The 26,126-nt window shown below is 73.6% G+C and carries 20 protein-coding genes; 3 read left to right on the top strand and 17 right to left on the bottom strand.

What is annotated here, in order from left to right:
* Positions 1 to 46: 46 nt before the first annotated feature.
* The 9 genes from IF61_RS0121960 to IF61_RS0121915 form a co-directional block, all read right to left on the bottom strand.
* Positions 47 to 1,555: an aldehyde dehydrogenase family protein gene (locus IF61_RS0121960; RefSeq protein WP_030368203.1), complete on the bottom strand. Its 1,509-nt coding sequence runs from the start codon at positions 1,553 to 1,555 to the stop codon at positions 47 to 49.
* Between the two features lie 126 nt (positions 1,556 to 1,681).
* Positions 1,682 to 2,683 carry a hypothetical protein gene (locus IF61_RS35955; RefSeq protein ID WP_043190165.1) on the bottom strand — a complete coding sequence of 334 codons (1,002 nt, stop codon included), beginning with the start codon at positions 2,681 to 2,683 and terminating at the stop codon, positions 1,682 to 1,684.
* A 13-nt stretch (positions 2,684 to 2,696) separates the two neighbouring features.
* A complete protein-coding gene (locus IF61_RS0121945; protein ID WP_052392915.1) occupies positions 2,697 to 3,281 on the bottom strand; it encodes a hypothetical protein in 585 nt (194 codons plus the stop codon).
* Complete coding sequence (locus tag IF61_RS0121940; protein WP_245684576.1) at positions 3,278 to 4,834, bottom strand: hypothetical protein; 1,557 nt, start codon at positions 4,832 to 4,834, stop codon at positions 3,278 to 3,280. The genes IF61_RS0121945 and IF61_RS0121940 overlap by 4 nt, the downstream gene beginning before the upstream one ends.
* Positions 4,835 to 5,176: 342 nt before the next feature.
* The gene (locus IF61_RS0121935; protein WP_030368199.1) at positions 5,177 to 6,166 is read right to left on the bottom strand and encodes a malate dehydrogenase; all 990 of its coding nucleotides are present in this window, start codon (positions 6,164 to 6,166) and stop codon (positions 5,177 to 5,179) included.
* A gap of 197 nt (positions 6,167 to 6,363) precedes the next feature.
* Positions 6,364 to 7,572 carry a helix-turn-helix domain-containing protein gene (locus tag IF61_RS0121930; RefSeq protein WP_030368198.1) on the bottom strand — a complete coding sequence of 403 codons (1,209 nt, stop codon included), beginning with the start codon at positions 7,570 to 7,572 and terminating at the stop codon, positions 6,364 to 6,366.
* A 428-nt stretch (positions 7,573 to 8,000) separates the two neighbouring features.
* Positions 8,001 to 9,230, bottom strand: coding sequence for an NADP-dependent isocitrate dehydrogenase (locus IF61_RS0121925; protein ID WP_030368197.1), 1,230 nt, complete (start codon positions 9,228 to 9,230; stop codon positions 8,001 to 8,003).
* Positions 9,231 to 9,343: 113 nt separating this feature from the next.
* Positions 9,344 to 9,610 carry a DUF3017 domain-containing protein gene (locus tag IF61_RS0121920; protein ID WP_397945240.1) on the bottom strand — a complete coding sequence of 89 codons (267 nt, stop codon included), beginning with the start codon at positions 9,608 to 9,610 and terminating at the stop codon, positions 9,344 to 9,346.
* A 253-nt stretch (positions 9,611 to 9,863) separates the two neighbouring features.
* On the bottom strand, positions 9,864 to 10,733 hold the full coding sequence (locus IF61_RS0121915) for a bifunctional methylenetetrahydrofolate dehydrogenase/methenyltetrahydrofolate cyclohydrolase (RefSeq protein ID WP_030368195.1): 870 nt from the start codon (positions 10,731 to 10,733) through the stop codon (positions 9,864 to 9,866).
* A gap of 251 nt (positions 10,734 to 10,984) precedes the next feature.
* Here IF61_RS0121915 and IF61_RS0121910 point away from each other — a divergent pair, with 251 nt between their 5' ends.
* Complete coding sequence (locus tag IF61_RS0121910; protein ID WP_030368194.1) at positions 10,985 to 11,587, top strand: hypothetical protein; 603 nt, start codon at positions 10,985 to 10,987, stop codon at positions 11,585 to 11,587.
* Positions 11,588 to 11,654: 67 nt separating this feature from the next.
* Here IF61_RS0121910 and purH read toward each other — a convergent pair whose 3' ends face one another.
* Together purH and purN are read right to left on the bottom strand one after the other, a co-directional pair.
* Complete coding sequence (gene purH / locus IF61_RS0121905; RefSeq protein ID WP_052392914.1) at positions 11,655 to 13,202, bottom strand: bifunctional phosphoribosylaminoimidazolecarboxamide formyltransferase/IMP cyclohydrolase; 1,548 nt, start codon at positions 13,200 to 13,202, stop codon at positions 11,655 to 11,657.
* Between the two features lie 11 nt (positions 13,203 to 13,213).
* A complete protein-coding gene (gene purN / locus IF61_RS0121900) occupies positions 13,214 to 13,855 on the bottom strand; it encodes a phosphoribosylglycinamide formyltransferase (protein ID WP_030368192.1) in 642 nt (213 codons plus the stop codon).
* Between the two features lie 307 nt (positions 13,856 to 14,162).
* Between purN and IF61_RS0121895 the strand changes: the two genes are divergently transcribed.
* Positions 14,163 to 14,915: a hypothetical protein gene (locus tag IF61_RS0121895; RefSeq protein ID WP_030368191.1), complete on the top strand. Its 753-nt coding sequence runs from the start codon at positions 14,163 to 14,165 to the stop codon at positions 14,913 to 14,915.
* A gap of 183 nt (positions 14,916 to 15,098) precedes the next feature.
* On the opposite strand, the gene IF61_RS0121890 is transcribed toward IF61_RS0121895, so the two are convergent.
* The 6 genes from IF61_RS0121890 to IF61_RS0121865 all read right to left on the bottom strand — a co-directional run bounded on the left by IF61_RS0121890 (position 15,099) and on the right by IF61_RS0121865 (position 24,547).
* A complete protein-coding gene (locus IF61_RS0121890) occupies positions 15,099 to 17,060 on the bottom strand; it encodes a cell division protein PerM (RefSeq protein WP_157848648.1) in 1,962 nt (653 codons plus the stop codon).
* 236 nt (positions 17,061 to 17,296) lie between these two features.
* Positions 17,297 to 18,181, bottom strand: coding sequence for a succinate--CoA ligase subunit alpha (gene sucD / locus IF61_RS0121885; RefSeq protein WP_030368189.1), 885 nt, complete (start codon positions 18,179 to 18,181; stop codon positions 17,297 to 17,299).
* 20 nt (positions 18,182 to 18,201) lie between these two features.
* On the bottom strand, positions 18,202 to 19,380 hold the full coding sequence (gene sucC / locus IF61_RS0121880; RefSeq protein ID WP_030368188.1) for an ADP-forming succinate--CoA ligase subunit beta: 1,179 nt from the start codon (positions 19,378 to 19,380) through the stop codon (positions 18,202 to 18,204).
* Between the two features lie 279 nt (positions 19,381 to 19,659).
* On the bottom strand, positions 19,660 to 20,916 hold the full coding sequence (locus IF61_RS0121875; protein WP_052392929.1) for a VWA domain-containing protein: 1,257 nt from the start codon (positions 20,914 to 20,916) through the stop codon (positions 19,660 to 19,662).
* A gap of 56 nt (positions 20,917 to 20,972) precedes the next feature.
* A complete protein-coding gene (locus tag IF61_RS0121870) occupies positions 20,973 to 23,438 on the bottom strand; it encodes a DUF5682 family protein (protein ID WP_030368186.1) in 2,466 nt (821 codons plus the stop codon).
* Positions 23,435 to 24,547, bottom strand: a complete 1,113-nt coding sequence (locus IF61_RS0121865; protein WP_030368185.1) for an ATP-binding protein — start codon at positions 24,545 to 24,547, stop codon at positions 23,435 to 23,437. Before IF61_RS0121865 ends, IF61_RS0121870 begins: the two co-directional genes overlap by 4 nt.
* A gap of 127 nt (positions 24,548 to 24,674) precedes the next feature.
* Between IF61_RS0121865 and IF61_RS0121860 the strand changes: the two genes are divergently transcribed.
* The gene (locus tag IF61_RS0121860) at positions 24,675 to 26,078 is read left to right on the top strand and encodes an SWIM zinc finger family protein (protein WP_030368184.1); all 1,404 of its coding nucleotides are present in this window, start codon (positions 24,675 to 24,677) and stop codon (positions 26,076 to 26,078) included.
* Positions 26,079 to 26,126: the final 48 nt, after the last annotated feature.

Genomic DNA, 26,126 nt, shown 5'->3' with positions numbered 1-26,126 from the left:
GCGGTTTCTTCGTGTGCGGTTTCTTCGCCTACGGAACGAGGCCGGATCAGCCTGCGAACCAGCGCACCGGCTCGGGCGCGAGGTTCTGGTAAATGTGCTTCGCCTCTCGGTATTCGGCCAGCCCCGCGGGGCCGAGCTCGCGGCCGGTGCCGGACTTTCCGAAGCCGCCCCACTCCGCCTGCGGCAGGTAGGGGTGGAAGTCGTTGATCCACACGGTGCCGTGGCGCAGCCGGCCGGCGACGCGGCGGGCGCGGCCCGCGTCCTTGGTCCACACGGCGCCGGCCAGGCCGTACTCGGTGTCGTTGGCCAGGGCCACGGCCTCGTCCTCGGTGCGGAAGGTCTCGACGGTGAGGATCGGGCCGAAGGTCTCCTCGCGGACGACCTTCATGGCGCGGTGGCAGTGGTCGAGGACCGTCGGCGCGAAGAAGTAACCGCCCGCGGGGCGGACCTCGTTCGGCTCGGGCTGGGCGCCGCCGCAGCGCAGGGTCGCGCCCTCGGCGAGGGCGGAGGCGACGTACGCCTCGGTCTTGTCGAGCTGCTGCGCGGAGACCAGCGGGCCGCACTCCACGCCGTCCTCGGTGCCCCGGCCGAGGCGGATCTTCTCGGCGCGGCGGGCGAGTTCGGTGACGAAGCGGTCGCGGACGGACTCCTCGACGATGAGGCGGGAGCCGGCCGAGCACACCTGGCCGCTGTGGATGAACGCGGCGTTGAGTGCCTGGTCGACGGCCGTGTCGAAGTCCTCGTCGGTCGCGCAGGCGTCGGCGAAGACCACGTTGGGGTTCTTGCCGCCGAGTTCGAGGGCCACCTTCTTCACGGTGGGCGCGGCGGCCTGCGCCACCTTGACCCCCGAGGTGAGGCCGCCGGTGAAGGACACCAGGTCGACGTCGGGGTGCTCGGACAGGCGGGCGCCCACGGGGTCGCCCGCGCCGGTGACGAGGTTGCCGGCGCCGTCCGGGAGACCGGCCTCCACCAGCAGCTTCATCAGCAGCACGGTGGACAGCGGGGTGACCTCGCTGGGCTTGATGACGAAGGTGTTGCCCGCCGCCAGCGCGGGGGCGACCTTCCAGCTGGCCTGCAGCAGCGGGTAGTTCCAGGGGGTGATCAGCGCGCAGACGCCGACCGGCTCGTGGACGACAATGCTGTGCAGGGTGTCCGAGCCCGCGTCCACGACGCGGCCGGCGCCCTCGCCCACGACGAGGTCGGCGAAGTAGCGGAAGGCGTCGGCGACGCAGTCGACGTCGATGCGGCCCTCTTCGAGGGTCTTGCCGGTGTCCCGGCTCTCGGTCAGCGCGATCTCCTCGCGGTCGCGCTGCAGGAGCTCCGCGACGCGGCGCAGCAGCGCCGCCCGCTCGGCCACGGGCGTCCGCGGCCAGGCGCCCTGCCCGCCGTCGAAGGCGCGGCGGGCCGCGGCGACGGCGGCGTCCGTGTCGTCGGCGCCGCCCTCGGAGACCACGGCGAGGGTCTTGGCGTCCGCGGGGTCGAGCACCTCCCGCTGGGCGCCGGACGCGGCGGCACGCCACACCCCGTCGATGTGGATGGTCTCGGCTGACGACATGTTCTTTCTGCCTTCCGGTTCCTGGACGGTCCCGCTGCCGCCGGGCAGGGCGCTCGGGCGGCAACGGGACGCGCCTAACCAAAAGGCGAAAAGCTATGCCTCATTCTTCACAAAGAGTGACGCGGGTCACTGAGCGTCGCCGCTCGCGCAGTAGCCGGAAGGGCAGAACGAGCCCAGCAGCACACGGAAGATCTCCTGGTGACGCGGCCACTCGTCCTCCGGCCCGGCCACCAGCAGGGCGTACTGCCGGCCGTCGGGACCGGTGAACGCACGGTCGACAACGCGCCGCACGCTCCCGTCGGGCCGGACGTAGGTGTACGCGAGCTCGGCGGCACCGGCCGAGGGGGTGCTCTCCTGTGTCAGCCACAGCTTCCGGTAGCCCGTGTTGCGGGACACCGTCCCCTCGGTCTCCTCCAGCGCCGCGTACGGCGTCGGCTCCGGGCCGCTCAGGGTGAACACCTGGATCAGGCTCTTGCCGTCCGACCGCCTGAAGAAGACGCTGTCGCCTTCCGTGCTGCGCCCCCAGCCGGACGGCAGGTCGGCGCGGAAGCCGGACGGGTCCTGCGTGCGCTCGTAGCCGCTGGGGGTGGTCGCGGTGCCCAGGAAGGGGGTGACCGGCGGGCTCGGGGTGGCACTGCCGGCGGTGGGGCCGGTGATGCTCCCGCCGGCGGTGAAACCACCGCCGAACCCGCCGGTGGTCGTTCCTGTAGTACCCGTCGTCCCTGTGGTGCCCGTAGTGCCCGTAGTGCCCGTCGTCCCCGTGCCTGTGGCGCCCGTCGTCCCCATGGTCGCACCGGACGTCGTGCCGTAGTCGTACGACGGGCCCGGCGTCGGCAGGCCGCTCACGCCGGGGCCCGGTGACGCGCCCCCGTGCCCGCCCGTGTCCGTGCCGTCGTCCCGCAGCATCGCCCAGGCGCCCACGCCGAGGCCGCCCGCGAGGACCACCCCCGCCAGCGCGCCGGCCAGGATCGCCGCGTGCGACGGCCCTTCGGGCAGCCCGTCCGGAGGCCCGGGGAGCAGGTGGACCTCGGGCTCCTCGGCGTCGTACGGGGCGCCGTCCGCGTGCGGTCCGCGCCGCGGCGGGTCGTCCTCCACCCACTGCTGGAGATCCGCGTCCCAGCGGCTCATGCGCCTCGCCCCCTCACGTCAGCAGCCGGCCGGCCGTCTCGGCGACCGCCGCCGCCGAGGCCAGGCCGCCGACGGCCGTGGCTCCACTGCTCAACAGGGCCCGCAGCCGCACCAGGCGGCCGCGCCGCGTACGGCCCGTGCGGCGCGCCTCGGCCTCCAGGCCCGCGAGTTCGTCGCCGACCGCGTCGACGCCGTCGCCCTCGGACCGTACGAGCAGGGGCAGTTGCGCGCGCAGCGCCGTGACGGCCTCCAGCAGCTCGGGCGTCACGGCCAGCAGGTCGTGGGAGACGTCGGCGGCCCGCGCCTCCCGGCCCGCGGCGACCGCGCCGCCGGAGAGCTCGCCGATGGCGATGCCGCCGTCGCGCGGCACGTCCACGGGCACGTTCACGGGCACGTTCACGGGCACCTCCGCGGGCCCGTTGCTTAAGCGGCCGTTCGCTCCGGCGTCCCGGCCGGCGCTCCGCCGCTCCGTGCGGCTCTCGGCCTGCGCCCGCTCCCCTGCGGAGACGGCGCCACCGGTCATCCGCCCGATGGCGATCCCGCCGCCGGTGCCGTTCCCGCCGTCCTGGTGATGGCTGCCTGCCTTGCGATCCGTCATGATCCCCCGTCCTTCGTGGTGTTCTTCGCCTGTGCGCCGCTGCCCGCGGCCACGGCGCCGCCGCTCATCGAGCCGATGAAGACGCCTCCCTCGCTGACCTGCACGATCTGCTGCTCGAACTGGTCGGTCTCGTAGCCCTGGGAGCGCAGTGCGTCCCGCACGCCGCTCGCGATGCGGTCCTGCAGCGTCTTCACGTAGCGGCTGATGTCCATCTCCTGGAACAGCGAGACGGTGGCCACTCCGGCGATCTCCCGCACCGAGCCCGCCGGGCCGTCGGGGACCGCGCGGCGCGGGTCCGCCAGCCACGTACGGAAGCCCGTGACGGCCGTACGCGCCGCCGAGACGGCGGACGCGAACCCGGCGGCGGGCGCGGTCAGCAGGGCGCGGACACCGTCGCGCAGGATGTCGTCCTCGCCGCGGGACGCGATGACGTCGACCGCACGGAACTCCGGCTTGACCGGCTTGAGCACGTGCGGGACGACCTCCAGCACCAGCATGCCGCCCTGGGTGTGCACCCTGACCAGCACGGAGACGACGACCTGCTCGTCCCACGCGCCCACGCGGACCCGCAGGAAGTAGCGGCGCGCCTCGCCGCCCTCGTCCACGGCCTCGTGCAGGTGCTGCAGGACGACGGGGTCGTCGTAGCGGACCTCGGGCCGGTGCGGGCCCACCGGCAGGTAGACGAACTCCTCGATCTCCAGGTCCTTGAGCCGGTCGCGGCTGGTCGCGGCGGCGGAGTCGCGCAGCGCCTCCAGACGCGGCCGGATCAGGTCCACGACGGCGCGGGCGGTGAACGGTGGGCGGGCGTCGCCCTTGCTGCCGTCCCGGGGCTTGAGCTCCAGGACGAGCGACCACGGCTCGTGCGGGCGGCCCATGCCGAGGAAGGGGCGGGAGGGGTCGTAGATGGTCAGCCCCGCGTACTGCTCACGGTCGATCGTCGCGGCGATACGGCTGTGGTGGCGCGAGCGCGGCACCGCCCGGGGCTGGTGGGCGAAGGCCTGCCGGCCGAGCTCCAGCCGCATGACGGCGGCGACGCGCGAGCGGTGCATCCATACGGGCAGGACGAGGAGCAGCGGGAAGAGCACGGCCACCCAGCTGCCCATGTCCTCGAAGAAGGCGACCAGGGTCAGCACCCAGTAGGCGATCTGCAGCACGGGCGGGCCGACCGCACGCAGGGCTCGCAGCGAGGTCCGCCCCTTGACGGCTTCGCGCAGGGTCTTGTTGTCGACCGCGTAGACGGCGCTCCCCCGCCCGGCGGCCGCCTGCCCGATCCACTGGGCCACGCACACCGCGGCGTAGAGGACGGCCCAGGGGAACTGCGTCTGCGGGTCGTTGCCCACGTCGGTCGCGAACCCGACGACGAAGAACGCGACCCATAAGCAGGCCAGCAGCACCGCCGTCAGCACGTCCTGCGCCCGCGCCCGCAGCGCGTGCGTGAGCACCGGCACGACGTCGATGCCGAGCGACGGCGCGATCGGCCGCTCCTCGTGCTCCACCAGCTCTTCGATGACGCGCCGGCGGAAGTCGAGGTCGAGATACGTCCCCGCGCACAACAGGCGGGTGGCTTCGCTGCGCGAGTCGGGCCGCGGAACAGACCTGTCGGTACCGGCCGTTTTCCCAAGCCCGGACGACTTGGCCTGATCAGTTCTTGCCGATCCCGGGGATAATGTCATGAACTCTCCGATCGTCGAACTCACCTGCGAAGAGGCAGGAGTTGACGGATAGTCGGAGAACTCACAATAAGCCAATCCGCTTCTTGCGAACCCCTACTTGCACCCGAATGCCGGGCCGGAAATCGACCTCGTCCGGGCGTATCGCGGCACACCTGTGCGCAAAAAACGGGGGTGCCCCGGCAGCTGTCGCTGCCGGGGCACCCCCGTCGAAGGTGTTGCGGATCAGATGAGGCCGAGGGCGCGGACCGCGTCGCGCTCCTCCACCAGCTCCTGGACCGAGGCGTCGATGCGGGTGCGGGAGAAGTCGTTGATCTCCAGGCCCTGGACGATCTCGTACTTGCCGTCCTTGCAGGTGACCGGGAAGGAGGAGATCAGGCCCTCCGGGACGCCGTAGGAGCCGTCCGACGGGATGCCCATGGAGGTCCAGTTGCCCTCGGCGGTGCCGTTGACCCAGGTGTGGACGTGGTCGATCGCGGCGTTGGCGGCGGAGGCGGCCGAGGACGCGCCGCGGGCCTCGATGATGGCCGCGCCGCGCTTGGCGACGGTCGGGATGAAGGTGTCGGCGAGCCAGGCCTCGTCGTTCACGATCTCCGCGGCGTTCTTGCCGGCCACCTCCGCGTGGAAGATGTCCGGGTACTGGGTCGCGGAGTGGTTGCCCCAGATCGTCAGGCGCTTGATGTCGGAGACGGAGGCGCCCGTCTTCTTCGCCAGCTGCGAGATCGCGCGGTTGTGGTCCAGGCGGGTCATCGCGGTGAAGCGCTCGGCCGGGACGTCCGGCGCGGCGGCCTGGGCGATGAGGGCGTTGGTGTTGGCCGGGTTGCCGACGACGAGGACCTTGATGTCGTCCGCGGCGTGGTCGTTGATGGCCTTGCCCTGCGGCTTGAAGATGCCGCCGTTGGCCTCCAGCAGGTCACCGCGCTCCATGCCCTTGGTGCGCGGGCGGGCGCCGACCAGCAGCGCGACGTTCGCACCCGCGAAGGCGACGTTCGGGTCGTCGGTGATGTCGATGCCGCGCAGCAGCGGGAAGGCGCAGTCGTCGAGCTCCATGGCGGTGCCCTCGGCGGCCTTCAGGCCCTGCGGGATCTCCAGCAGGCGCAGCTTGACCGGCACGTCCGCGCCGAGGAGCTGACCGGAGGCGATGCGGAAGAGCAGCGCGTAGCCGATCTGGCCGGCTGCACCGGTGACGGTGACATTGACGGGAGTGCGGGTCATGGCGATCTCCTGCTGCGAACTGGGGTGGGTGTCCCTGCCCATGATGTTCGGATCTCTCTCGGTATCAAGAGATCCGGCGTCAGGCTATCCGACCCGGCACGCTCCGAACCCCCGGCCCGGTGTGGGACGCCTCACCGTGGCGTCCCCGGACCCTGTCCGGCGTATCACCGGCCGCGCGGGCCGGGCCGGTCCCGGCCCTAGCTCACCGAGGGCGAACCCCCCGACGGCGCGCCGCGAGGGGCCGTGCAGCCCTTCGCCCCCGTCGTCAGCGTCGCGCAGGCCTTCGCCTTGCCCGGTCCCGACACCGCCACCATCGGCGTGTAGCCGTCGGCGTCGCGCACGACCTTGCCGGACTCCGTACGGGCGGGCGCGCCGCCGTCCGCGGCCGCGTCTATCCGGACGGCGTCGCCCGGGACGGCCTGCGTTATCCGCGCCCAGGCCGCGCCGCACACCTGGCTGTAGCGGACCTCGACGTACGACGTGCCGACGGTCGCGGAGCCGGCGGTCGTCGCCCTGCCGCCGCCGCACCCCATGGCCTCGGGGTCCTTGCCGCCGCACTGCGCGCCCGTGCACTTCACCCCGGCGGGCAGGACCGCGGAGGGCGAGACGGGCGGTGCCACGGGGCCGGACCCGTTGTCCGTGCCGCTGCCCACGCCCAGCAGCAGGACGGCCGCCGCGATGACGAGCAGGGCCCCCACGACGCCGGTGACGAAGAGGGCCGCGCGGCGGCGCGGCGCGGGGCCGCCGGCCGGGATGGCGTTCGCGCGGTAGTCCGGCGGCTGCGCCGCCCGCGGGACGGCCTGCGGCCGCGGGGCCGCGCCGGAGGGCCCGGAAAGGTCAGCGGGGGCGGAAGGGCCGGCGGCTGCGGAGGAGGCCGGGAAGGCGCCGCCCCCCGCGGCCCCCGAAGCGCTCTCCTCCGCCGTCGCCCGCCGCGCCGCCTCGTGGCAGAGCGGCTCCGAGATGACCGCCCCCGGCTGCCCCTCGGCCCGGGAGGCCTGTACGGCGCCCTGCACGGCGCCTTGCACCGCGCCCTGCGCCGCCCCCTTCGTCGCGTCCTGCGGCGGGCCGAACTCGCCCAGCGCGGCCCGCGCCCGGGCGATCTGCGACGACTCCAGGGTGGAGTCGTGCCGCAGTTCGCTCCGGCTCCACGCCCGCTCGGCGAGCTCCCACATCGTGCTCAGGTGGACCACGTCGGTCCCGGTCGCTTCGGCGAGCGCCTCGGCGGCCCCCAGCGGCGGCAGCAGCCGCCCGCCGAGATAGCGCTCCCACGACGTCTTGCTGTATCCCGTGCGGTCCGCGACGGCGCCGATGCTCAGCCCGCTGCGCTCCACGAGTCTGCGCAGCTGTTCGGTGAATTCGCGCACTTCCGGGTCGAGTTCCTCCGGTAGCGCCCTCCAACGAGGCATTGCACTCCCCTGTCCCCCGATACGTACGGGTGTCTCCCGTTCCGTAACCCCTGCCGTGACGTACTGACCTGCTGACGTACTGACCTGCTGACGTACCGATGTGCTGACGTACCGATGTGTCGACATGCCGTGGCGCGGCGCCCCATCCGCAGCCCCGGTGCTGGCTACCCAGGGGGATGCCGCAATCCAGCATGACAGTTCCCACGGGCGGGGCGCATCGTGGCATTTGGGTTAATCGGAGGCCCCGGCATGCGCTCTTGTCACATCTGCTGCACAACTGATACGCGACGGCGAACTCGTCGCGGATCCGTCACCTCCCGGCCACAGCAGGCTTGAAGATCTTGAAACCGGAACACCGGTTCAAGATCCTCTTATCCGGGCGGTGGCCGGTCCCCCCACGGGGGTGGAGGACCGGTCACCGCGGCCGCTCACACGACGGCCGCGGGCACCAGCTTCCGCCGCAGGTTCGCGTCGAGGGCCGCGAGGAACTCCTCGGTCGTCAGCCAGGGGGTGTCCGCGCCGACGAGCAGCGCCAGGTCCTTGGTCATCCGCCCGTCCTCGACCGTCTCGACGCACACCCGCTCCAGCTGTTCCGCGAAGGCGGTGACCTCGGGCGTGCCGTCCAGCCTGCCGCGGTGGGCCAGGGCCCGGGTCCAGGCGAAGACCGAGGCGATCGGGTTGGTGGAGGTCTCCTTGCCCTGCTGGTGGCGGCGGTAGTGGCGGGTGACGGTGCCGTGCGCGGCCTCGGCCTCCAGCGTGCGGCCGTCGGGCGTCATGAGGACCGAGGCCATCAGGCCGAGCGAGCCGAAGCCCTGGGCGACCATGTCGGACTGGACGTCGCCGTCGTAGTTCTTGCAGGCCCACACGTAGCCGCCGGGCCACTTCAGCGCGGACGCGACCATGTCGTCGATGAGCCGGTGTTCGTACGTCAGTCCGGCCCGGTCGAACTCCGGTCTGAACTCGGTGTCGAAGACCTCCTGGAAGAGGTCTTTGAACCGGCCGTCGTATTTCTTCAGGATCGTGTTCTTGGTGGACATGTAGACCGGGTAGCCGCGGTCCAGGCCGTAGCGGAACGAGGCGCGCGCGAAGTCGCGGATCGACGCGTCCAGGTTGTACATCGACAGGGCGACCCCGGGGCCCGGGAAGGCGAAGACCTCCAGCTCGACGGGTTCCGAGCCGTCCGCCGGGGTGAAGGTCATGGTGAGCGTGCCCGCGCCGGGGACCTTCAGGTCGGTCGCGCGGTACTGGTCGCCGAAGGCGTGACGGCCGACGACGATGGGCTTCGTCCAGCCGGGGACGAGCCGGGGAACGTTCCCCATGATGATCGGCTCGCGGAAGATCACGCCGCCGAGGATGTTGCGGATGGTGCCGTTGGGCGAGGGGTACATCGCCTTGAGGCCGAACTCCTCGACCCGCGCCTCGTCCGGCGTGATCGTCGCGCACTTCACGCCGACGCCCTGCTCCAGGATGGCGTGCGCGGCGTCGACGGTCACCTGGTCGCCGGTGGCGTCGCGGTGCTCGATGCCCAGGTCGAAGTACTTCAGGTCGATGTCGAGGTGGGGCAGGATCAGCCGGTCCTTGATGAACCGCCAGATGATCCGGGTCATCTCGTCGCCGTCGAGCTCGACGACCGGGCCGACTACCTTGATCTTGGCCATGACGGGGACCGTCCCTCTCGCGGGCAGCACCGGCCCTTCCCCGCCCGTGGGGGCAGGAAAGGGATCACCTCGTCATCAAGCTACTCGAAATCCGGCAAAGCCGGGCAAACAAACTAAACCGTGAAGTGGAGGATGTCCTCCAGGAAGGGCACCTTCAGCCACGGGTGCGGCTGCGCCATCAGGGACAGCAGCAGGATCGCCGCCCCCAGCCCGCCGTACGTGATCATGTCCGTGAAGCGGGAGCGCACGGCCAGCATGCCCACGGACGGCAGGGCCCAGCGCAGCACCGCGCCGCCGATCATCGCCAGCCCGATCAGCAGCGTCCCGACCCGGAACGCGTCGAAGGCGACGATCAGCAGCCCGAGCCCGGTCACGCCCATGACCGCGAGCAGCGGCCACTGGCGCGCCGGCGCCGGGGCGTCCCCGGGGGCGGCGCGCCCGCCGCCCTCGGGGCGGGCGGTGTCCCGCGTGAGCTGGAAGCGGCGGCCTCTGCCGGCACCGGGCTCTCGCCGGGGCTCGCCGGTCCCGGCGGCCCCGTTCGCGCCGGCCGACCCGCCGGCCCCGGCCGATCCGGTCGGCCCGTGGGACCCGGCCGTCCCACGCGGTCCCTCCGGCCCGGCAGGCCCCGCCGGCTCAGCCCGCATTGCCGCCGCCGGCACCCCGCTCCGCGGCCTCCACCACGTTGACCAGCAGCAGGGCCCGGGTCATCGGGCCGACGCCGCCCGGGTTCGGGGAGACCCAGCCGGCGACCTTGGCGACCGCCGGGTCCACATCGCCCATGATCTTGCCCTCGCCGTCGCGGCTGACGCCGACGTCCAGCACGGCCGCGCCGGGCTTGACGTCCTCCGGCTTGATCAGGTGACCCACGCCCGCCGCGGCGACGATGATGTCGGCCTGGCGCAGCTGCGCGGAGAGGTCACGGGTGCCGGTGTGGCAGAGGGTGACCGTGGCGTTCTCGGTCCGGCGGGTCAGCAGCAGGCCGATCGAGCGGCCGACGGTGATGCCGCGGCCGACGACGACCACGTGCGCGCCGTTCAGCTCCACGTCATGGCGGCGCAGCAGCTCGATGATGCCGTTGGGGGTGCAGGGCAGCGGGCCGGGCTCGCCCAGCACCAGGCGGCCCAGGCTCATCGGGTGCAGGCCGTCGGCGTCCTTGGCCGGGTCCATCAGCTCCAGGACGCGGTTGGTGTCGATGCCCTTGGGGAGGGGGAGTTGGACGATGTAACCGGTGCACTCGGGGTTGTCGTTGAGCTCGCGGACGACCGCCTCGATCTCCTCCTGCGTGGCCGTGTCCGGCAGTTCGCGCTGGATCGACGCGATGCCGACCTCGGCACAGTCGCGGTGCTTGCCCGCCACGTACCACTTGCTGCCGGGGTCGTCGCCGACGAGGAGGGTGCCGAGACCGGGCTGGACGCCGCGGGCCTTCAGCGCCTCCACGCGCGCCGTGAGTTCGGACTTGATCGCTGCTGCCGTGGCCTTGCCATCGAGAATCTGGGCGGTCATGACGCCATCCTCCCGGATGGGGTGGCCATGGTTCCAATCAGGGCGGCCCGCGGTTGGTGACGAATTCGCACCGGTTATTCACGGGAGCCCCTGCAGCCCCGCCGATAGGGGTATCGGCTGGACAAAAGTCACAGCCCCGATAACGATGATCCGCGTGCCGCGGGCGAAAACCGGGGGCGAGCCGCCGACACAACTCTCCTCCGAATGCCCGCGCCGTCCCCGCACGACAGCAACGGAGGAAATAGCCAGCCATGAGCTTCGGCGATCAGAACAACCCGTACGGCGCGCCCCAGCAGGCGCCCGGTTACGGCTATCCGCAGCAGCCCCAGGGCGCCCAGCCCGGCCAGCCCTACGCCGCCTACCCGCAGGGGCAGGGCGACTACGCCGGTGCGCCGCAGGGCCCGCAGGTGATGCCGGGCGTCACCAAGGCGGCCCGCATCATGCTGTACGCGATCGCCGCGGTGCACGTGATCGTGGCGGGCCTGTGCGCCGCCGCCGTCGCCGCGATCGGTGACGCGAAGAAGACCCACGGAGGCGGCACGGTCACCACCGCTCAGGGTGACACGGTGGACGCCGACACGGTCTTCGACGCCGGAAAGGGCGTTTTCGCGTTCCTGGCCGCGCTGGCCGTGATCTTTGCGATCCTCGGCATCATTCTCGCGGTGCGTTACGCCAAGGGTGGCAATGGCGTCCGCGTCGGTTCGATCGTCTACGCGGCGTTCGGCATCATCAGCGGCCTGGTCTGCATCGTCTTCTACGGCATCGGCCTCATCGGTCTGATCCTGTCGATCCTGGTGATCGTCTTCGCGGCCAAGCAGGCTTCGAACGAGTGGTTCCGCCGTCCGCGCTACTGAGCCGCGGCCGACGGACCCGGAGGCCCGTATCCCCCGCTGACGAGGGATGCGGGCCTCCGCCCGTATCTCAGTGGAAGAAGTGCCGCGTACCCGTGAAGTACATCGTCACGCCCGCTGCCTTCGCGGCCTCCACGACCTGCTCGTCGCGGACCGAACCGCCCGGCTGCACCACGGCCTTGACGCCGGCGGCCGTCAGGACCTCCAGCCCGTCCGGGAAGGGGAAGAACGCGTCGGAGGCGGCGTACGAGCCGCGCGCCCGCTCCTCGCCCGCCCGCTGCACCGCGAGCTTCGCGGAGTCGACGCGGTTGACCTGGCCCATGCCGACGCCGACGGTCGCGCCGTCCTTGGCGAGCAGGATGGCGTTGGACTTCACGGCGCGGCAGGCGCGCCAGGCGAAGGCCAGCTCGGCGAGCTCGGCGGCGGAGAGCGCCTCGCCCGTGGCGAGCGTCCAGTTGGCCGGGTCGTCGCCCTCGGCCTGGAGGCGGTCCTTGGCCTGGACGAGGACGCCGCCCTCGACGGGCCGGGTCTCGCCGTGCGCCGCGGGCGCGTCGGCGCAGCGCAGCACGCGGATGTTCTTCTTGCGGGCCAGCACCTCGACGGCGCCGTCCTCGTAGGCCGGGGCGACGATGACCTCGGTGAAGATCTCGGCGACCTGCTCGGCCATGGCGGCCGACACGGGCCGGTTGACGGCGATGACGCCGCCGAAGGCGGAGAGCGAGTCGCAGGCGTGGGCCTTGCGGTGGGCCTCGGCGACGTCCGAACCGGTCGCGATGCCGCACGGGTTGGCGTGCTTGATGATCGCGACGCAGGGGTCGGTGTGGTCGTACGCCGCGCGGCGGGCCGCCTCGGTGTCCACGTAGTTGTTGTAGGACATCTCCTTGCCGTGCAGCTGCTCGGCGTGCGCGAGGCCCTTGCCCGTGCCGTCGGTGTAGAGGGCGGCGGACTGGTGGGGGTTCTCGCCGTAGCGCAGGACCTGCTTGCGCTCGTAGGAGACGCCGATGAAGTCCGGCCAGGGGCCCTCGTCGGCACCGTAGCCCTCGGCGAACCAGTTCGCGACGGCCACGTCGTACGCGGCGGTGTGCTGGAACGCCTCGGCGGCCAGGCGCTTGCGCTGCGCGAGGCCGAAGCCGCCGTCGGCGACGGCCTTGAGGACGTCCTGGTAGCGGCCGGGGCTGACGACGACGGCCACGGAGGGGTGGTTCTTGGCGGCGGCGCGGACCATGGAGGGGCCGCCGATGTCGATCTGCTCGACGCACTCGTCGGGAGAGGCGCCGGAGGCGACCGTCTCCTTGAAGGGGTAGAGGTTGACGACGACCAGCTCGAAGGGCTCGACGCCCAGCTCGGTGAGCTGCTCGCGGTGCGCGTCGAGGCGCTGGTCGGCGAGGATGCCGGCGTGGACGCGCGGGTGCAGCGTCTTGACGCGGCCGTCCAGGCACTCGGGGAAGCCGGTCAGCTCCTCGACCTTGGTGACGGGGACGCCGGCCGCGGCGATCCGGGCGGCCGTGGAGCCGGTGGAGACGAGCTCGACACCGGCCTCGTGCAGACCACGGGCCAGCTCCTCCAGCCCGGTCTTGTCGTAGACGCTGACCAGCGCCCGGCGGATGGGCCGCTTCATACCTTCGGCGGTCACGGGATCCTTACCTTTCGTCCCTCTATGCGGTAGCCGTTGCGGGCCAGACGCCCCACGACATCGACGAGCAGCTCGCGCTCGACTTCCTTGATGCGCTCGTGCAGCGCTGATTCGCCTTCCTCGGTGTCCTCTTCCACGACCTCGACCACGCCCTGGGCGATGATCGGGCCGGTGTCGACGCCGTCGTCGACGAAGTGGACGGTGCACCCGGTCACCTTCACGCCGTACGCGAGCGCGTCGCGCACGCCGTGGGCGCCGGGGAAGCTGGGCAGCAGGGCGGGGTGCGTGTTGACGATGCGCCCGCCGTAGTGCGCGAGGAATTCCTTCCCCACGATCTTCATAAAGCCGGCCGAGACCACGAGGTCCGGCTCGTACGCCGCCGTGGCCTCGGTCAGCGCGCGGTCCCAGGCCTCGCGCGAGGGGTGGTCCTTCACCCGGCAGACGAACGTGGGGATCCCGGCGCGCTCGGCGCGCTCCAGGCCGGCGATGCCGTCCCGGTCGGCGCCCACGGCCACGACCCGCGCGCCGTAGCCCTCGGGGTCGGCGGCGATCGCGTCGAGCAGGGCCTGCAGGTTGGTACCGGAGCCTGAGACGAGGACGACGAGGCGGGCGGGGGGCGCGGGAGGCGGGGAGGCCACGATGGGGCCCTTTCTCGCGGGCGGGAGCGGTGTGACGGCCGTATTGATGGTCGTACGGTGGACAGCGCCGTACGGTTTGTATGGTCGTACGAGACGAGGGTGCCGCGAAATACGGGGGACTCTACGAACCCGCCGACCGCCAGCAACGATACCGGCACACCGAACGGCCCCCGCGGGACGGGGGCGGCCGCGGAAGGTAGCGTCTGGAAGCAGTGCCCGGAAAGCGCGGTGCCACATGCACGGAATCCGGGCGCGACGCCGTACGTTCGGAGTGCGGTAGACGACACAAGGGGAAGACACACTCCACATGCCGGACCGACGCCGTGACGCGGCTCACCGCCCCTCCCCGTCCCCGGACGAGCAGCGGGACAACCCCTTCGCGCCGCCGCCCGAGGGACAGCCCGACCGGCCGTGGCAGCCGCGCGAGCCGCAGCGGCCGCAGGGCCGGGGGAACGGCGAGGGCGGCGAGGGCGGCGAGGGCGGCGACGGACCGGAAGGCCCCGGCGGCGCCGAGGGCCCGGAGGGGCAGCAGCCCCCGGCGTGGGGCAGCCAGTGGAGCAGCCGGCAGCCCGGCCGCCACGACGGCGGCTTCGGCGGCGGCCCGGGCGGAAGCGGCGGTCCGGGCGGGGGCGGCCTGCGCTGGGACCCCACGGACCCCGCCCAGCGGCGCGCCCGCTACGCCCTCCTCGCGGGCATGTGGGGCTTCTTCTTCGCCCTCTTCAGCATCCCGTACGTCGCCCTGCTGCTCGGCGCCCTCTCGATCTACTGGGGCGTCAGCTCCCTCCGCGCCAAGCCCCGGCCCCAGCGCACGGACCCCGACATCCCGGCGGGCCCCCCGACTCCGACGCCCGGCGCGTTCAAGCCGCAGACCACGGCGGCGGTGAGCGGACTGGTGACGGGCGGGCTGGCCCTGGCCATCGTGGCGGCGACGTTCGTCTTCCAGATCGTCTACAGCGACTACTACACGTGCGTGGACGACGCCCTGACCCAGAGCTCGCAGCAGGCGTGCGAGCGGCACCTCCCGAAGCAGCTGAGGCCGCTGCTGGGGACCAGGGACTAGCCGCCTCCGGCGCGCCACGACGGACGCGCCACCGGCGGTGCCCGGGCATTCCGCCGCACCCTCGCCGTCGTGGCGATTCAGCGTTGCGGGGCATCCTTCCGCGGGCCGGCAGGTTCTGACCGGCCCGGCAAGGACCCGTCCGCACAGCGCCCGGGGTGCCGGCTCAGGGCGGAGCCCCTGGGATCAGCCCCGGTCCGGGTGCGTCGCGTCCCGCGGCTCGAAGTCCGGCACCAGCCCGCCCCCGGACTCGCGCAGCGCCGCCCACCGCACCTGCCGCGCCCGCGAGTCGTGCCAGGCCGGCACGACCGTCCCGGCCCGGGCGCCCTCGGGCCGCGCCCCCTGTCGCCGGGCCCGGCGACCGAACCAGCCCCGCCGCTCCCCCCGGGCCTCCGGCCCGCACGCGGCGGCCGGCGCCGCCGGGAAGGGCGCGGGCGCCGGCCGCACCGGCAGCGCCTCCACCGGCGTCCGGGTGGCGAAGGACAGCGTCGGCGTGTCGGCGCAGGCGCCCCGGACGGCGCGGGGTGAGCCGAAGCCCAGCCACGCCCCCACCGCCCGCGCGGCCCGCGCCCCGGTCCACCAGCGCCCACGCCGCTCGCGCCGCTCCGGACGCGCCCGCCGGTGGGCGCCGGCGGGAATCCGTACGGCCGCCGCGGGGCGCGGGGGCGACGCGAGGCGCGGGGACACCGGAGCCGTGCCCGCCAGGGCCACGGCCCCCACGGGCCGGGCAGGGGCGACGGCCGCGACCTCCGCGGGCCGCTCCGCCGGCATGCCCCCCAGCGCGACCCGCCGCCGCAGCCACCGCAGCACCAGCGCCCCCGGCACGCTCACGACCGTCGTCCAGGCGAGCGCGGCCGCGCCGACGAGCCGGCACGAGGGCCCGAACGTGGCGAGGACGGACGCGCCCAGCGAGCCGCCCGCCGCGTAGGCCAGCAGGGTGACGGCCAGCGCGCAGAAGAGGGAGCCGAGGGCGGCGATGCCGGCGGTCTCGCCGGCCCCGCTCCGCGCGAGGTCCGCGGAGCGCCGCGGCACGGCGGCGTAGGCGACGGTCACCCCGGCCGCGAGGCTCACCGCGGCCGAGGCCGCGAGCGGCAGCGGCTCGGCGGGGCCCGGCGTGGGGAGGATCGCGAAGAGCGGGAAGGACGGCAGCAGCGGGTAGGCCGTGATCCCGAGGGGCGCGACCGCGCCGGCCGTGCCGACGGCGAAGCCCGGGCCGAGCCCGTAGGCCGCCGCCCAGACCACGGCGTTGGGCAGCAGCGCCAGGCACAGCAGCAGCACCGCGGCGCGGCCCGACCAGGCCGCCGTGATCTGCAGGAGGGACTCGCGGGCGGCGCCCGCGTGGACGGCGAGGGAGCCCGCGAGGAGGACGGCGGCGCCGCTGAGCAGGACGACGGTGCCGGCCGTCGCGGCACCGGCGGACGCCGCGACCCGGTCCCGGGTGAACCAGCCGCGCAGCCGCGCGGGGACGGTGGCGAGCGCGCGGCGGACGAACGGCGGCGGGGACCCGTAGGGGCAGCCCAGGGCGGCCCACGTCCCGGCGGCGACGGACGCGCCCGCCACGACCGGCACGTGCAGCAGGGCGCTCAGCGGCTCGACGCGCACGGGCCCGGAGGAGGCGTAGAGGACGGCGCACACGGCGACGAGCAGGTAGCCGCAGAGGAGGGTCAGGGCGGCCTTGCGCGGGGCGGGTCCGGGGGCCGCTGCGGGCTCGGGGGCGCCGGCCGGCTCCTCGCCGGCCAGCAGCATGACGTCCGGGTACGGAGCGTCGTCCTCGTCGTCCGCGGACTCGTCCGGCGGTTCCAGGGCGTGCCGTGCGGCCCGGTAGAGCAGCCAGCAGGGCAGGACGGTCAGCAGCATCGGCGTGAGGCCGATCGGGGCGGGCGCCCCGGTGAGGGTGTCCGTGCGGACGAGGTCGGCGCCGTGTGCGAGCAGCCACAGGCCGGCGGCGGCGCGCAGGGCCTCGCCCGCGCCGCCGTCCGGGTACGGCGAGGTGATCCACAGCAGCAGGACGACCACGGCCAGCGCCCCGAGCCCCAGGCCCGCGGCGATCGCCCCGCCGACGAACACCGTGCCCGCCGGTGGCGGCGCGCTCGCGGCGGGCCGGCCGGGCGCGGGCAACGGCGGGCTGTGCTCGGCATCTTGGGTCACGTGGTCATGCTGCCAAGAACACGGCTTTCGTTCGGGTAGCAGGTAAATGACCGTCGTGTCGCTTTTGATACGTGGATAAACCTATTTGACGAGCAATTACCCTTATGCAGCCTTACGGGGGCTTGGGGCGCCTTACGGGGCCCTACATAGGCCTACTCAGCCTTGCCCGTGCCCCGGAACGGGCACGGGCCCGCACCCCTCGCGGGGTGCGGGCCCGTACTGCGGAACCGTCAGGCTCAGGCGCCCAGCGCGGCGCGCGCGAGGCGGGCCGTCTCGGACGGGGTCTTGCCGACCTTCACACCGGCGGCCTCGAGGGCCTCCTTCTTCGCCTGGGCGGTGCCGGACGAACCGGAGACGATGGCACCGGCGTGGCCCATGGTCTTGCCCTCGGGCGCGGTGAAGCCCGCCACGTAGCCGACGACCGGCTTGGTGACGTTGGCCTTGATGAAGTCCGCGGCACGCTCCTCGGCGTCGCCGCCGATCTCGCCGATCATCACGATCAGCTCGGTCTCCGGGTCGGCCTCGAACGCGGCGAGCGCGTCGATGTGCGTGGTGCCGATGACCGGGTCGCCACCGATGCCGACGGCGGAGGAGAAGCCGATGTCACGGAGCTCGTACATCATCTGGTAGGTCAGCGTGCCGGACTTGGACACGAGACCGATGCGGCCGGGCTTGGTGATGTCGCCCGGGATGATGCCGGCGTTGGACTGGCCCGGGGTGATGAGACCGGGGCAGTTCGGGCCGATGATGCGGGTCTTGTTGCCCTTCGAGCCCGCGTACGCCCAGAAGGCGGCGGAGTCGTGGACGGCGATGCCCTCGGTGATCACGACGGCCAGCGGGATCTCGGCGTCGATCGCCTCGACGACGGCGGCCTTGGCGAACGCCGGCGGAACGAAGACGACGGTGACGTCGGCACCGGTCTCCTTCATCGCCTCGGCGACCGAGCCGAAGACGGGCACGGACTTGTCGCCGAAGTCGACGCTCGTGCCGGCCTTGCGCGGGTTCACGCCACCGACGATGTTGGTGCCGTCGGCCAGCATGAGCTTGGTGTGCTTCATGCCCGTGGCACCGGTCATCCCCTGGACGATGACCTTGCTGTCCTTGGTGAGGAAGATAGCCATGGTTGTGGAGTCCTCGTCCCTTACTTAGCCGCAGCCAGCTCGGCGGCCTTGTCGGCCGCGCCGTCCATGGTGTCCACGCGCTGGACCAGCGGGTGGTTGGCGTCCGACAGGATCTTGCGACCCAGCTCCGCGTTGTTGCCGTCGAGGCGCACGACGAGCGGCTTGGAGACGTCCTCGCCCTTGCTCTTGAGGAGCTCCAGGGCCTGGACGATGCCCTTGGCGACCTCGTCGCACGCGGTGATGCCACCGAAGACGTTGACGAAGACGGACTTGACGTCCGGGTCGCCGAGGATGATCTCGAGACCGTTGGCCATGACCTCGGCGGAGGCGCCGCCACCGATGTCGAGGAAGTTGGCGGGCTTGACGCCGCCGTGGTTCTCACCGGCGTACGCGACGACGTCGAGGGTGCTCATGACGAGACCCGCGCCGTTGCCGATGATGCCGACCTGGCCCTCGAGCTTGACGTAGTTCAGGCCCTTGGCCTTGGCGGCCGCCTCGAGGGGGTTGGCCGCGGCCTTGTCCTCGAGCGCCTCGTGCTCCGGCTGGCGGAAGTCGGCGTTCTCGTCGAGCGAGACCTTGCCGTCGAGGGCGATGACGTCACCGCTCGCGACCTTGGCCAGCGGGTTGACCTCGACGAGGAGCGCGTCCTCGGCGACGAAGGTCTTCCACAGGGTGACCATGACCTCGGCAACCTGCTCGGCGACCTCGGCCGGGAACTTCGCCTGGGCGACGATCTCGCGGGCCTTCTCGATCGTGACGCCCTCGTTGGCGTTGACCGGGACCTTGGCGAGCTTCTCGGGGGTCGTCGCGGCGACCTCCTCGATGTCCATGCCGCCCGCGACCGAGGCCATGGCCAGGAAGGTGCGGTTGGTGCGGTCGAGGAGGTACGAGACGTAGTACTCCTCGAGGATCTCGGGAGCGGTCTCGGCGATCATCACCTTGTGGACCGTGTGGCCCTTGATGTCCATGCCGAGGATGTCCGTCGCGCGGGCGACGGCCTCGTCCGGGGTGGCGGCGAGCTTCACGCCACCGGCCTTGCCACGGCCACCGACCTTGACCTGGGCCTTGACGACCGACTTGCCGCCCAGCCGCTCGGTCGCCTCGCGGGCCGCCTCAGGCGTGTCAATGACTTCACCGGCCAGCACCGGTACACCGTGCTTGGCGAAGAGGTCCCTCGCCTGGTACTCGAACAGGTCCACGCGCGTCCGTCCCTTTTCCATGGATATCGCGGTTCGTTGTCTGCGCGGGCGTGCCGCAGGGCGGCGTGAGAGCGCGATCTCCGCAGGGTCCGGGGGTTGCGCCCCGGGATAGCACGGGCGAGGGCGGCACACGTTCACCGTTGACGCGGCATGTCCGTCTCGCAGGTTATCCCCGCCGGAGGGGCGGCCCTAAATCACAGGTCACACTACGGCCGTGATTACGCTCACAGATCGCGACTGATTCCGTACGCATCCGGGTTACGTCCCTGCGCATCCGGACTACGGGGAGGGCGCGGCCGCCGGGCGGGCGGCCGTGCCGGGCACGGGCAGCGGGCGCTTCTCCAGGGCCGCGGCCATCACCTCCGGGAAGAGGTCCGGGGTGCAGGCGAAGGCGGGCGCGCCGAGGGCCGCCAGGGCCGCCGCGTGCTCGCGGTCGTAGGCCGGGGCGCCCTCGTCGGAGAGCGCGAGCAGCGTCACGAACCGGACGCCGGCCGCCTTCATGGCCGCCACCCGTTTGAGCATCCCGTCCCGGATCCCGCCCTCGTAGAGATCACTGATGAGGACCACGACGGTTTCCGCCGGGCGGGTGATGCGGGACTGGCAGTAGGCGAGCGCGCGGTTGATGTCGGTGCCGCCGCCGAGCTGGGTGCCGAAGAGCACGTCGACCGGGTCGGACAGCTGGTCGGTGAGGTCCACGACGGAGGTGTCGAAGACGACGAGGCGGGTGTCGAGGGAGCGCATCGAGGCGAGGACGGCACCGAAGACGGAGGCGTAGACGACAGAGGCGGCCATCGAGCCGGACTGGTCGATGCAGAGGATCACGTCCTTCTTCACCGACCGCGCGGCCCGGCCGTAGCCGATGAGGCGCTCGGGGACGACCGTGCGGTACTCGGGCAGGTAGTTCTTGAGATTCGCCCGGATGGTGCGGTCCCAGTCGATGTCGCGGTGGCGGGGGCGGGTGACGCGGGCCGAGCGGTCGAGGGCGCCGGTGAGGGTGGCGCGGGTGCGCGTGGCCAGGCGCTTCTCCAGGTCCTCGACGACCTTGCGGACCACTGCCCTGGCCGTCTCCTTCGTCGTCTCCGGCATCGCCTTGTGGAGCGAGAGCAGCGTGCCGACGAGGTGGACGTCGGCCTCGACGGCCTCCAGCATCTCCGGCTCCAGGAGCAGCGCGGCGAGGCCGAGCCGGTCGATGGCGTCGCGCTGCATCACCTGAACGACGGACGCCGGGAAATACGTGCGGATGTCCCCCAGCCAGCGGGCGACGCGGGGCGCGGAGCCGCCGAGACCGCCCTCGCGCGAGCCCGGCCCCTGGGCGCCCGGGTCTCCCCGGCCGCCGTAGAGCGCCTCCAGGGCGCTGTCCATGGCGCCGTCGGCGCCGCTCAGCGCGGCGAACCCGCCGCCGGCGCCCGCGGCGGAGTCCGCGCCGAGGACGAGCCGCCAGCGGCGGAGGCGCTCGGCGGCGGGGTCGGTGCTTGTGCCTGTGTCTGTACCTGTGCCGGCTTCTGTTTCTGTGCCCGTTTCTGTACGGGTGGCCATGTCCGTGGTCATGGCTGAGGCCGCGTCCGTGGTCGTGGTCGTGGTCGTGGTCATCGTCAGGATCCCCCTGTGTGTGCCATGCCCAGCAGCAGGTGCAGCGTCGGCAGCACCGCCGCCGCGCGTTCCTCGTCGAGGAGCGCGCCGGTCTCCCGCTCCGCCCGGCCGCCGGACGCCGTTCCCGCTGCTTCCGGCCCGCTCCGGCGGATCTGCTGCCCCACTGCGCGGCGCGTTCCCTGGTCGAACGACGAGAAGGTGCGGCGCAGCAGGGGCAGGACACCGGCGAAGGCCGCGGCCGGCACGCCGGTGAGCCAGTCGTCGACGAGGGCGAGCAGGCGCTCGTCGTGGACGAGGAGCATGCCGCCGGGCCCGCCGCTGCCGAGGAAGCCCTCGATCCAGGCGGCGGCCTCGGCCGGCTCCGTAGCGGCGGAGAGGGCGTGCCCCATGAGCCGGGCGGCCCGCCCGTCGGGAAGCAGCCCGTCGTCGAGCAGCAGCCGCACGGCCCGCCCGCGGATCCCGCCGGGCAGCCCGTCCCGCCCGGCGAGCACACCGAGCACGGCGGCCCAGCGGTGCCGGAGGCCGGGCTCCTCGGGAGCGGCCCCGCCTCGGGGGCCGCCGCGTCCTTCCGGGGCGGGCTCCGGCTCCGGGCCTGCCCCGGCCTCGGGGGCGGAGCCGGCCGCCTCCATGCCGGGGCCCGGCTCCGGGGCCAGCAGCCGCACCGCCTGGTGGACCTCGTCCACCAGGCCGCGCATGGTCGCCGCGGCGTCCGCGTCCAGCCCCGCGCACGCGGCGGGCAGGCCGACGAAGACGCGCTCGGCAAGACCCTCGGCCACTTCGCCGAGCGCAGCGGTGTCCGTGCGGCGGACGTCGCCGTAGCGCACGGAGCGGACCAGGGCCGGGAGGGCCTCGGCGAGGTGGGCGACGTCGGTGTCGAGCGCGGCGCGGTCGGCCAGGGCGCGCATCACGGTGGGCAGTGCGCCGGGCAGGTCGGCGAGCAGGCAGTGCTCGGCGAGGGCCGTGACGTCGGCGAGGGCCGCGGTGCCGGCGGCCCGGGCCTCGGCCCGGGCGGTGGCCGCGGTGAGCACGGTCGTGCCCCAGGCGGAGGCCTCGGCGACCCGGACCGCCAGCTCGGGCTCCCAGGTCAGCCGCCAGGACTCGCGGAAGGTGCCGGTCCCCCCGCGGGAGCGGACGGGCTCGCCCCAGTCGACGCCGAGGAGCCGCAGCCGGTGGAGCAGGCGGCTGCGCGCGGCGTCGTTGTCCTTGCGCAGGTCGAACTCCCAGTCGCGGGCGTCCGCTTCGGGCTTGAGGCGCAGGCTGCGCTGGAGGCGGGCGAGGTCGCGCTGCAGGGGGGTGGCGGGGGCCGTGTCGGGGACCTCGCCGAGGACGTTGCCGACGACGAGCCGGTCCCGTACGAGCGCGAGCGGCACGTCGGAGCCGTCGCACATCACGGCCCTGACGGCGTCGGTGGTCTCGGTGAGCCCGGCGAGCGGGCGGCCGCGCAGGGCGGCGAGGGTGCCGGCGAGCCGGACGGCCTCGATGACGTGGGCGGAGGAGACAGGGAAGTCCTCGTCCCGGAGCAGCCGGGCGACCTTGGTGAGCCAGCGTTCGAGGGGCCGGTCGGGGGCGTGGAAGAGGTGGCCGTACCAGCCGGGCGCGTCGATGCCGGCTCCGTAACCACTGTTGCGGGAGAGCCGGCGGTGGGTCCAGGGGACCCAGCTGAGCTCGGTCTTGACCTTCGGCAGGCCCTTGAGGGCCTGCCGGTCGGCGGTGACGGTCCGCTTCGCGGTGAGGGCGGGGACGTGCCAGGCACCGCAGACGACGGCGATCCCGTCGCCGAACCGCCGCCGGGCGTCACGGATTTTGAGCCGCATGCAGGCTTCGCGGACGAGGTCGCGCGCGCCGTCGGGCCCGTCGCCGTCGCCGAAGGCGGTCCGCAGCTCGGCCATGGCCTCGGCGAGCGCGGCGAAGGGCGCGAGGGCGTCGCCGCCGTCGGCACCGCGGCGGTGCTCGACGGCGTCCTCCCACCACAGCTCGGGGTCGTCGTAACCGGCTGCCGCGGCGAGCGCGGCGAGAGGGTCGAGACGGGGGGCGGCGTACGGGGCGGCGGCCGCGTCCGTATCGGCAGGGGCGTCGGCCCGCGGGCCGTCGGAGCCGTCCGGCTCCGGGCCGGACCGCGCCCCGCCGCCGTCGCTCAGCGCGAGCGTGTGCGTCGCCGGCAGGTCGATGAACCGTACGGGCACCCCGTGCGCGAGGGCCCAGCGGATCGCCACCCACTCCGGGGAGAACTCGGCGAGCGGCCAGAACGCGGCGCGGCCCGGGTCGTCCGCCGCGTGGGCGAGCAGGGCGACGGGCGGTCGCATGCCCTCCTCGTCCGCGAGGTGGACGATCGCGTCGGCCTCGGGCGGCCCCTCAATGAGCACGGCCGCGGGCCGGCACTGCTCCAGGGCGGCCCGTACGGCGCGCGCGGAGCCGGGGCCGTGGTGGCGGATGCCCAGCAGGAAGGGGCCGGCGCCGGGGCCGGTCACGCGGAGGCCTCGCGGCAGGCGCGGTAGAAGTCCTTCCAGCCGTCGCGCTCGCGGACGACGGTCTCCAGGTACTCCTGCCAGACGAGCCGGTCCGCGGCCGGGTCGCGGACGACCGCGCCGAGGATCCCGGCGGCCACGTCGCCCGCGCGCAGCACGCCGTCGCCGAAGTGGGCGGCGAGGGCGAGGCCGCCGGTGACGACGGAGATCGCCTCGGCCGTGGAGAGCGTGCCCGAAGGGGACTTGAGCTTCGTGCGGCCGTCGGTGGTGACGCCGTCGCGCAGCTCGCGGAAGACGGTGACGACGCGCCGGATCTCGTCGGTGCCGTCGGGCACGGACGGCAGGTCGAGGGAGCGGCCGATCTGGTCGACGCGCCGGGAGACGATGTCGACCTCGTCCTCGGGCGTGGCGGGCAGGGGCAGGACGACGGTGTTGAAGCGGCGGCGCAGGGCGCTGGAGAGGTCGTTGACGCCGCGGTCGCGGTCGTTGGCGGTGGCGATCAGGTTGAAGCCGCGGACGGCCTGGACCTCCTCGCCCAGCTCGGGGATGGGCAGGGTCTTCTCGGAGAGGATGGTGATCAGGGTGTCCTGCACGTCGGCGGGGATGCGGGTGAGCTCCTCGACGCGGGCGGTCATGCCCTGGGCCATGGCCCGCATGACCGGGCCGGGCACGAGCGCTTCGCGGCTGGGGCCGTGGGCGAGGAGCCGGGCGTAGTCCCAGCCGTAGCGGATGGCCTCTTCCGGGGTGCCGGCCGTGCCCTGGACGAGGAGCGTGGAGTCGCCGCTGACGGCGGCGGCCAGGTGCTCGGAGACCCAGGTCTTGGCGGTGCCGGGCACGCCGAGCAGGAGCAGGGCACGGTCGGTGGCGAGCGTGGTGACGGCGACTTCGACGATGCGCCGCGGGCCCACGTACTTGGGCGTGATCACGGTGCCGTCGGGCAGGGTGCCGCCGAGCAGGTAGGTGGCGACGGCCCACGGCGAGAGCTGCCAGCGCTCGGGGCGGGGCCGGTCGTCGGCGGCCGCGAGGGCCTTCAGCTCGCCGGCGAAGGCGTGCTCCGCGTGCGGGCGCAGGGCTTCGGATCGGGCTTGGGCTTCGGTTCCGGGCACGGTCACAAGTCCCCCTCGGTGTGCGGTTCCGGGATGCGTGAACCACCCTGCACCACCCCACTGACAACGGGCCGGGACGTCGCGAACCTGCAGGTCAGGGCGATTGTCAGTGGGGGGTCCTAGCGTTTGGGCCATGAATCCGCAGGGGGAACGCTGGACGGCGGAAACGGTGCTCGCGCTGGCGCCTGACGCCGCATCACGCAAGGCAGGAAGCAAGCTCGCGGTGCCCGGTCCGTGGGCGGGCGCGGGGGCGCGCCCGGAGGGGGGCGGGGGCGCGGTCTGGGGGGAGTGCTCCGGCAGCGGCAGCACGCCGTACCGCACGGTGGTGGATCTGTCCGGGGAGGGCGGGCCGGGCTTCAACTGCTCGTGTCCGAGCCGCAAGTTCCCGTGCAAGCACGCGCTGGGCCTGCTGCTGTTGTGGGCCGCCGGCGAGGCCGCGGTGCCGGTCGCGCAGGATGCCCCGCCCGGCTGGGCGGGGCAGTGGCTGGACCGGCGGCGGCAGCGCGCCGAGCGGGCCACCGCGGGGCCGGGTGCCGCCGCGCCGGCGACGCCTGCGGATGAGGAAGCGGCCCGGCGGCGAGGGGAGCGCCGGGCCGCGCGAATCTCCGCGGGCGTCACGGAGTTGGAGCAGCGGCTGACGGATCTGCTGCGCGGCGGGCTCGCGGCCGCGGAGGGCACGGGGTACGGGCAGTGGGACGAGACGGCGGCCCGCATGGTCGACGCCCAGGCGCCCGGGCTGGCCTCGCGGGTACGGGAGTTGGCGTCGCTGCGGGGGTCGGGGGCGGACCGGGCGGGGCGGCTGCTGGAGGAGTGCGCTCTGCTGCACACCCTCAATCAAGGCTGGCTGCGCCGGGAGGAGCTACCGGATCCCTTGGCCGCGACGGTCCGGTCGCGGGTCGGCCTGACCACGGACGCCGCGGCGCTGCTCGCGTCCGGTCCGCCGGTCCGCGACCACTGGCTGGTCCTGGCGCAGCGGGACAGCGACGACGGGCGGCTGGTCACGCGCCGCATCTGGCTCCACGGCCGCGGCTCGGGCCGGGCGGCCCTGCTCCTCTCTTACGGCGCGGCCGGACGGACGCCCGAACTGTCGTTGCCCGTGGGCCTGTCCGTCGACGCCGACCTCGTCTACTACCCGGCGGCACGTCCGCTGCGCGCCGTGCTCGGCGCGCGCCATGCGCCGCCCGTGGAGAGCCCCGGACCGCCGCCGGGCGGGAGCGTGGAGGCGGCCCTCTCCGCGTACGGCGAGGCCCTGCGCGACGACCCCTGGCTGGAGGCGTGGCCGGTCGTCCTCGAAGACGTGATCCCGGTCCCGCCGCCGGCCCCGGCCCCGTCCCCGTCTCCGGAGGTCAACGGCTGGCAACTGGCCGATGCGGAGGGCGGGTCCGCGCTCGCGGTCGATCCGCGGACGCGGGACAGCCAGGGCCTGTGGCAGCTGGCGTCGATATCGGGCGGCGCCCCGGTCACGGTCTTCGCCGAGTACGGCCACGGGGGCGCGGTGCCGCTGGCCACGTGGGGTCCGGAGCTGGTGGCGCTCTGACGCCCGGAGAGGCCTCACGACCCTGGCCTCCGGGTGCCGCACACCCGC

It is taken from the genome of Streptomyces roseoverticillatus (assembly GCF_000719265.1).
In the GTDB taxonomy this organism is placed as follows: domain Bacteria; phylum Actinomycetota; class Actinomycetes; order Streptomycetales; family Streptomycetaceae; genus Streptomyces; species Streptomyces roseoverticillatus.
The sequence above is the reverse complement of the archived record's forward strand: the minus strand, read 5'-3'. Positions and strand labels throughout refer to the sequence as shown.

Excerpts from the sequence above, each read along its gene's own strand:
- IF61_RS0121960 (WP_030368203.1), bottom strand. The coding sequence starts at position 1,555 with ATGTCGTCAGCCGAGACCATCCACATCGACGGGGTGTGGCGTGCCGCC.
- IF61_RS35955 (WP_043190165.1), bottom strand. The coding sequence starts at position 2,683 with ATGAGCCGCTGGGACGCGGATCTCCAGCAGTGGGTGGAGGACGACCCG.
- IF61_RS0121945 (WP_052392915.1), bottom strand. The coding sequence starts at position 3,281 with ATGACGGATCGCAAGGCAGGCAGCCATCACCAGGACGGCGGGAACGGC.
- IF61_RS0121935 (WP_030368199.1), bottom strand. The coding sequence starts at position 6,166 with ATGACCCGCACTCCCGTCAATGTCACCGTCACCGGTGCAGCCGGCCAG.
- IF61_RS0121930 (WP_030368198.1), bottom strand. The coding sequence starts at position 7,572 with ATGCCTCGTTGGAGGGCGCTACCGGAGGAACTCGACCCGGAAGTGCGC.
- IF61_RS0121925 (WP_030368197.1), bottom strand. The coding sequence starts at position 9,230 with ATGGCCAAGATCAAGGTAGTCGGCCCGGTCGTCGAGCTCGACGGCGAC.
- IF61_RS0121920 (WP_397945240.1), bottom strand. The coding sequence starts at position 9,610 with ATGGGCGTGACCGGGCTCGGGCTGCTGATCGTCGCCTTCGACGCGTTC.
- IF61_RS0121915 (WP_030368195.1), bottom strand. The coding sequence starts at position 10,733 with ATGACCGCCCAGATTCTCGATGGCAAGGCCACGGCAGCAGCGATCAAG.
- IF61_RS0121910 (WP_030368194.1), top strand. The coding sequence starts at position 10,985 with ATGAGCTTCGGCGATCAGAACAACCCGTACGGCGCGCCCCAGCAGGCG.
- purH (WP_052392914.1), bottom strand. The coding sequence starts at position 13,202 with ATGAAGCGGCCCATCCGCCGGGCGCTGGTCAGCGTCTACGACAAGACC.
- IF61_RS0121895 (WP_030368191.1), top strand. The coding sequence starts at position 14,163 with ATGCCGGACCGACGCCGTGACGCGGCTCACCGCCCCTCCCCGTCCCCG.
- sucD (WP_030368189.1), bottom strand. The coding sequence starts at position 18,181 with ATGGCTATCTTCCTCACCAAGGACAGCAAGGTCATCGTCCAGGGGATG.
- IF61_RS0121875 (WP_052392929.1), bottom strand. The coding sequence starts at position 20,916 with ATGGCCACCCGTACAGAAACGGGCACAGAAACAGAAGCCGGCACAGGT.
- IF61_RS0121860 (WP_030368184.1), top strand. The coding sequence starts at position 24,675 with ATGAATCCGCAGGGGGAACGCTGGACGGCGGAAACGGTGCTCGCGCTG.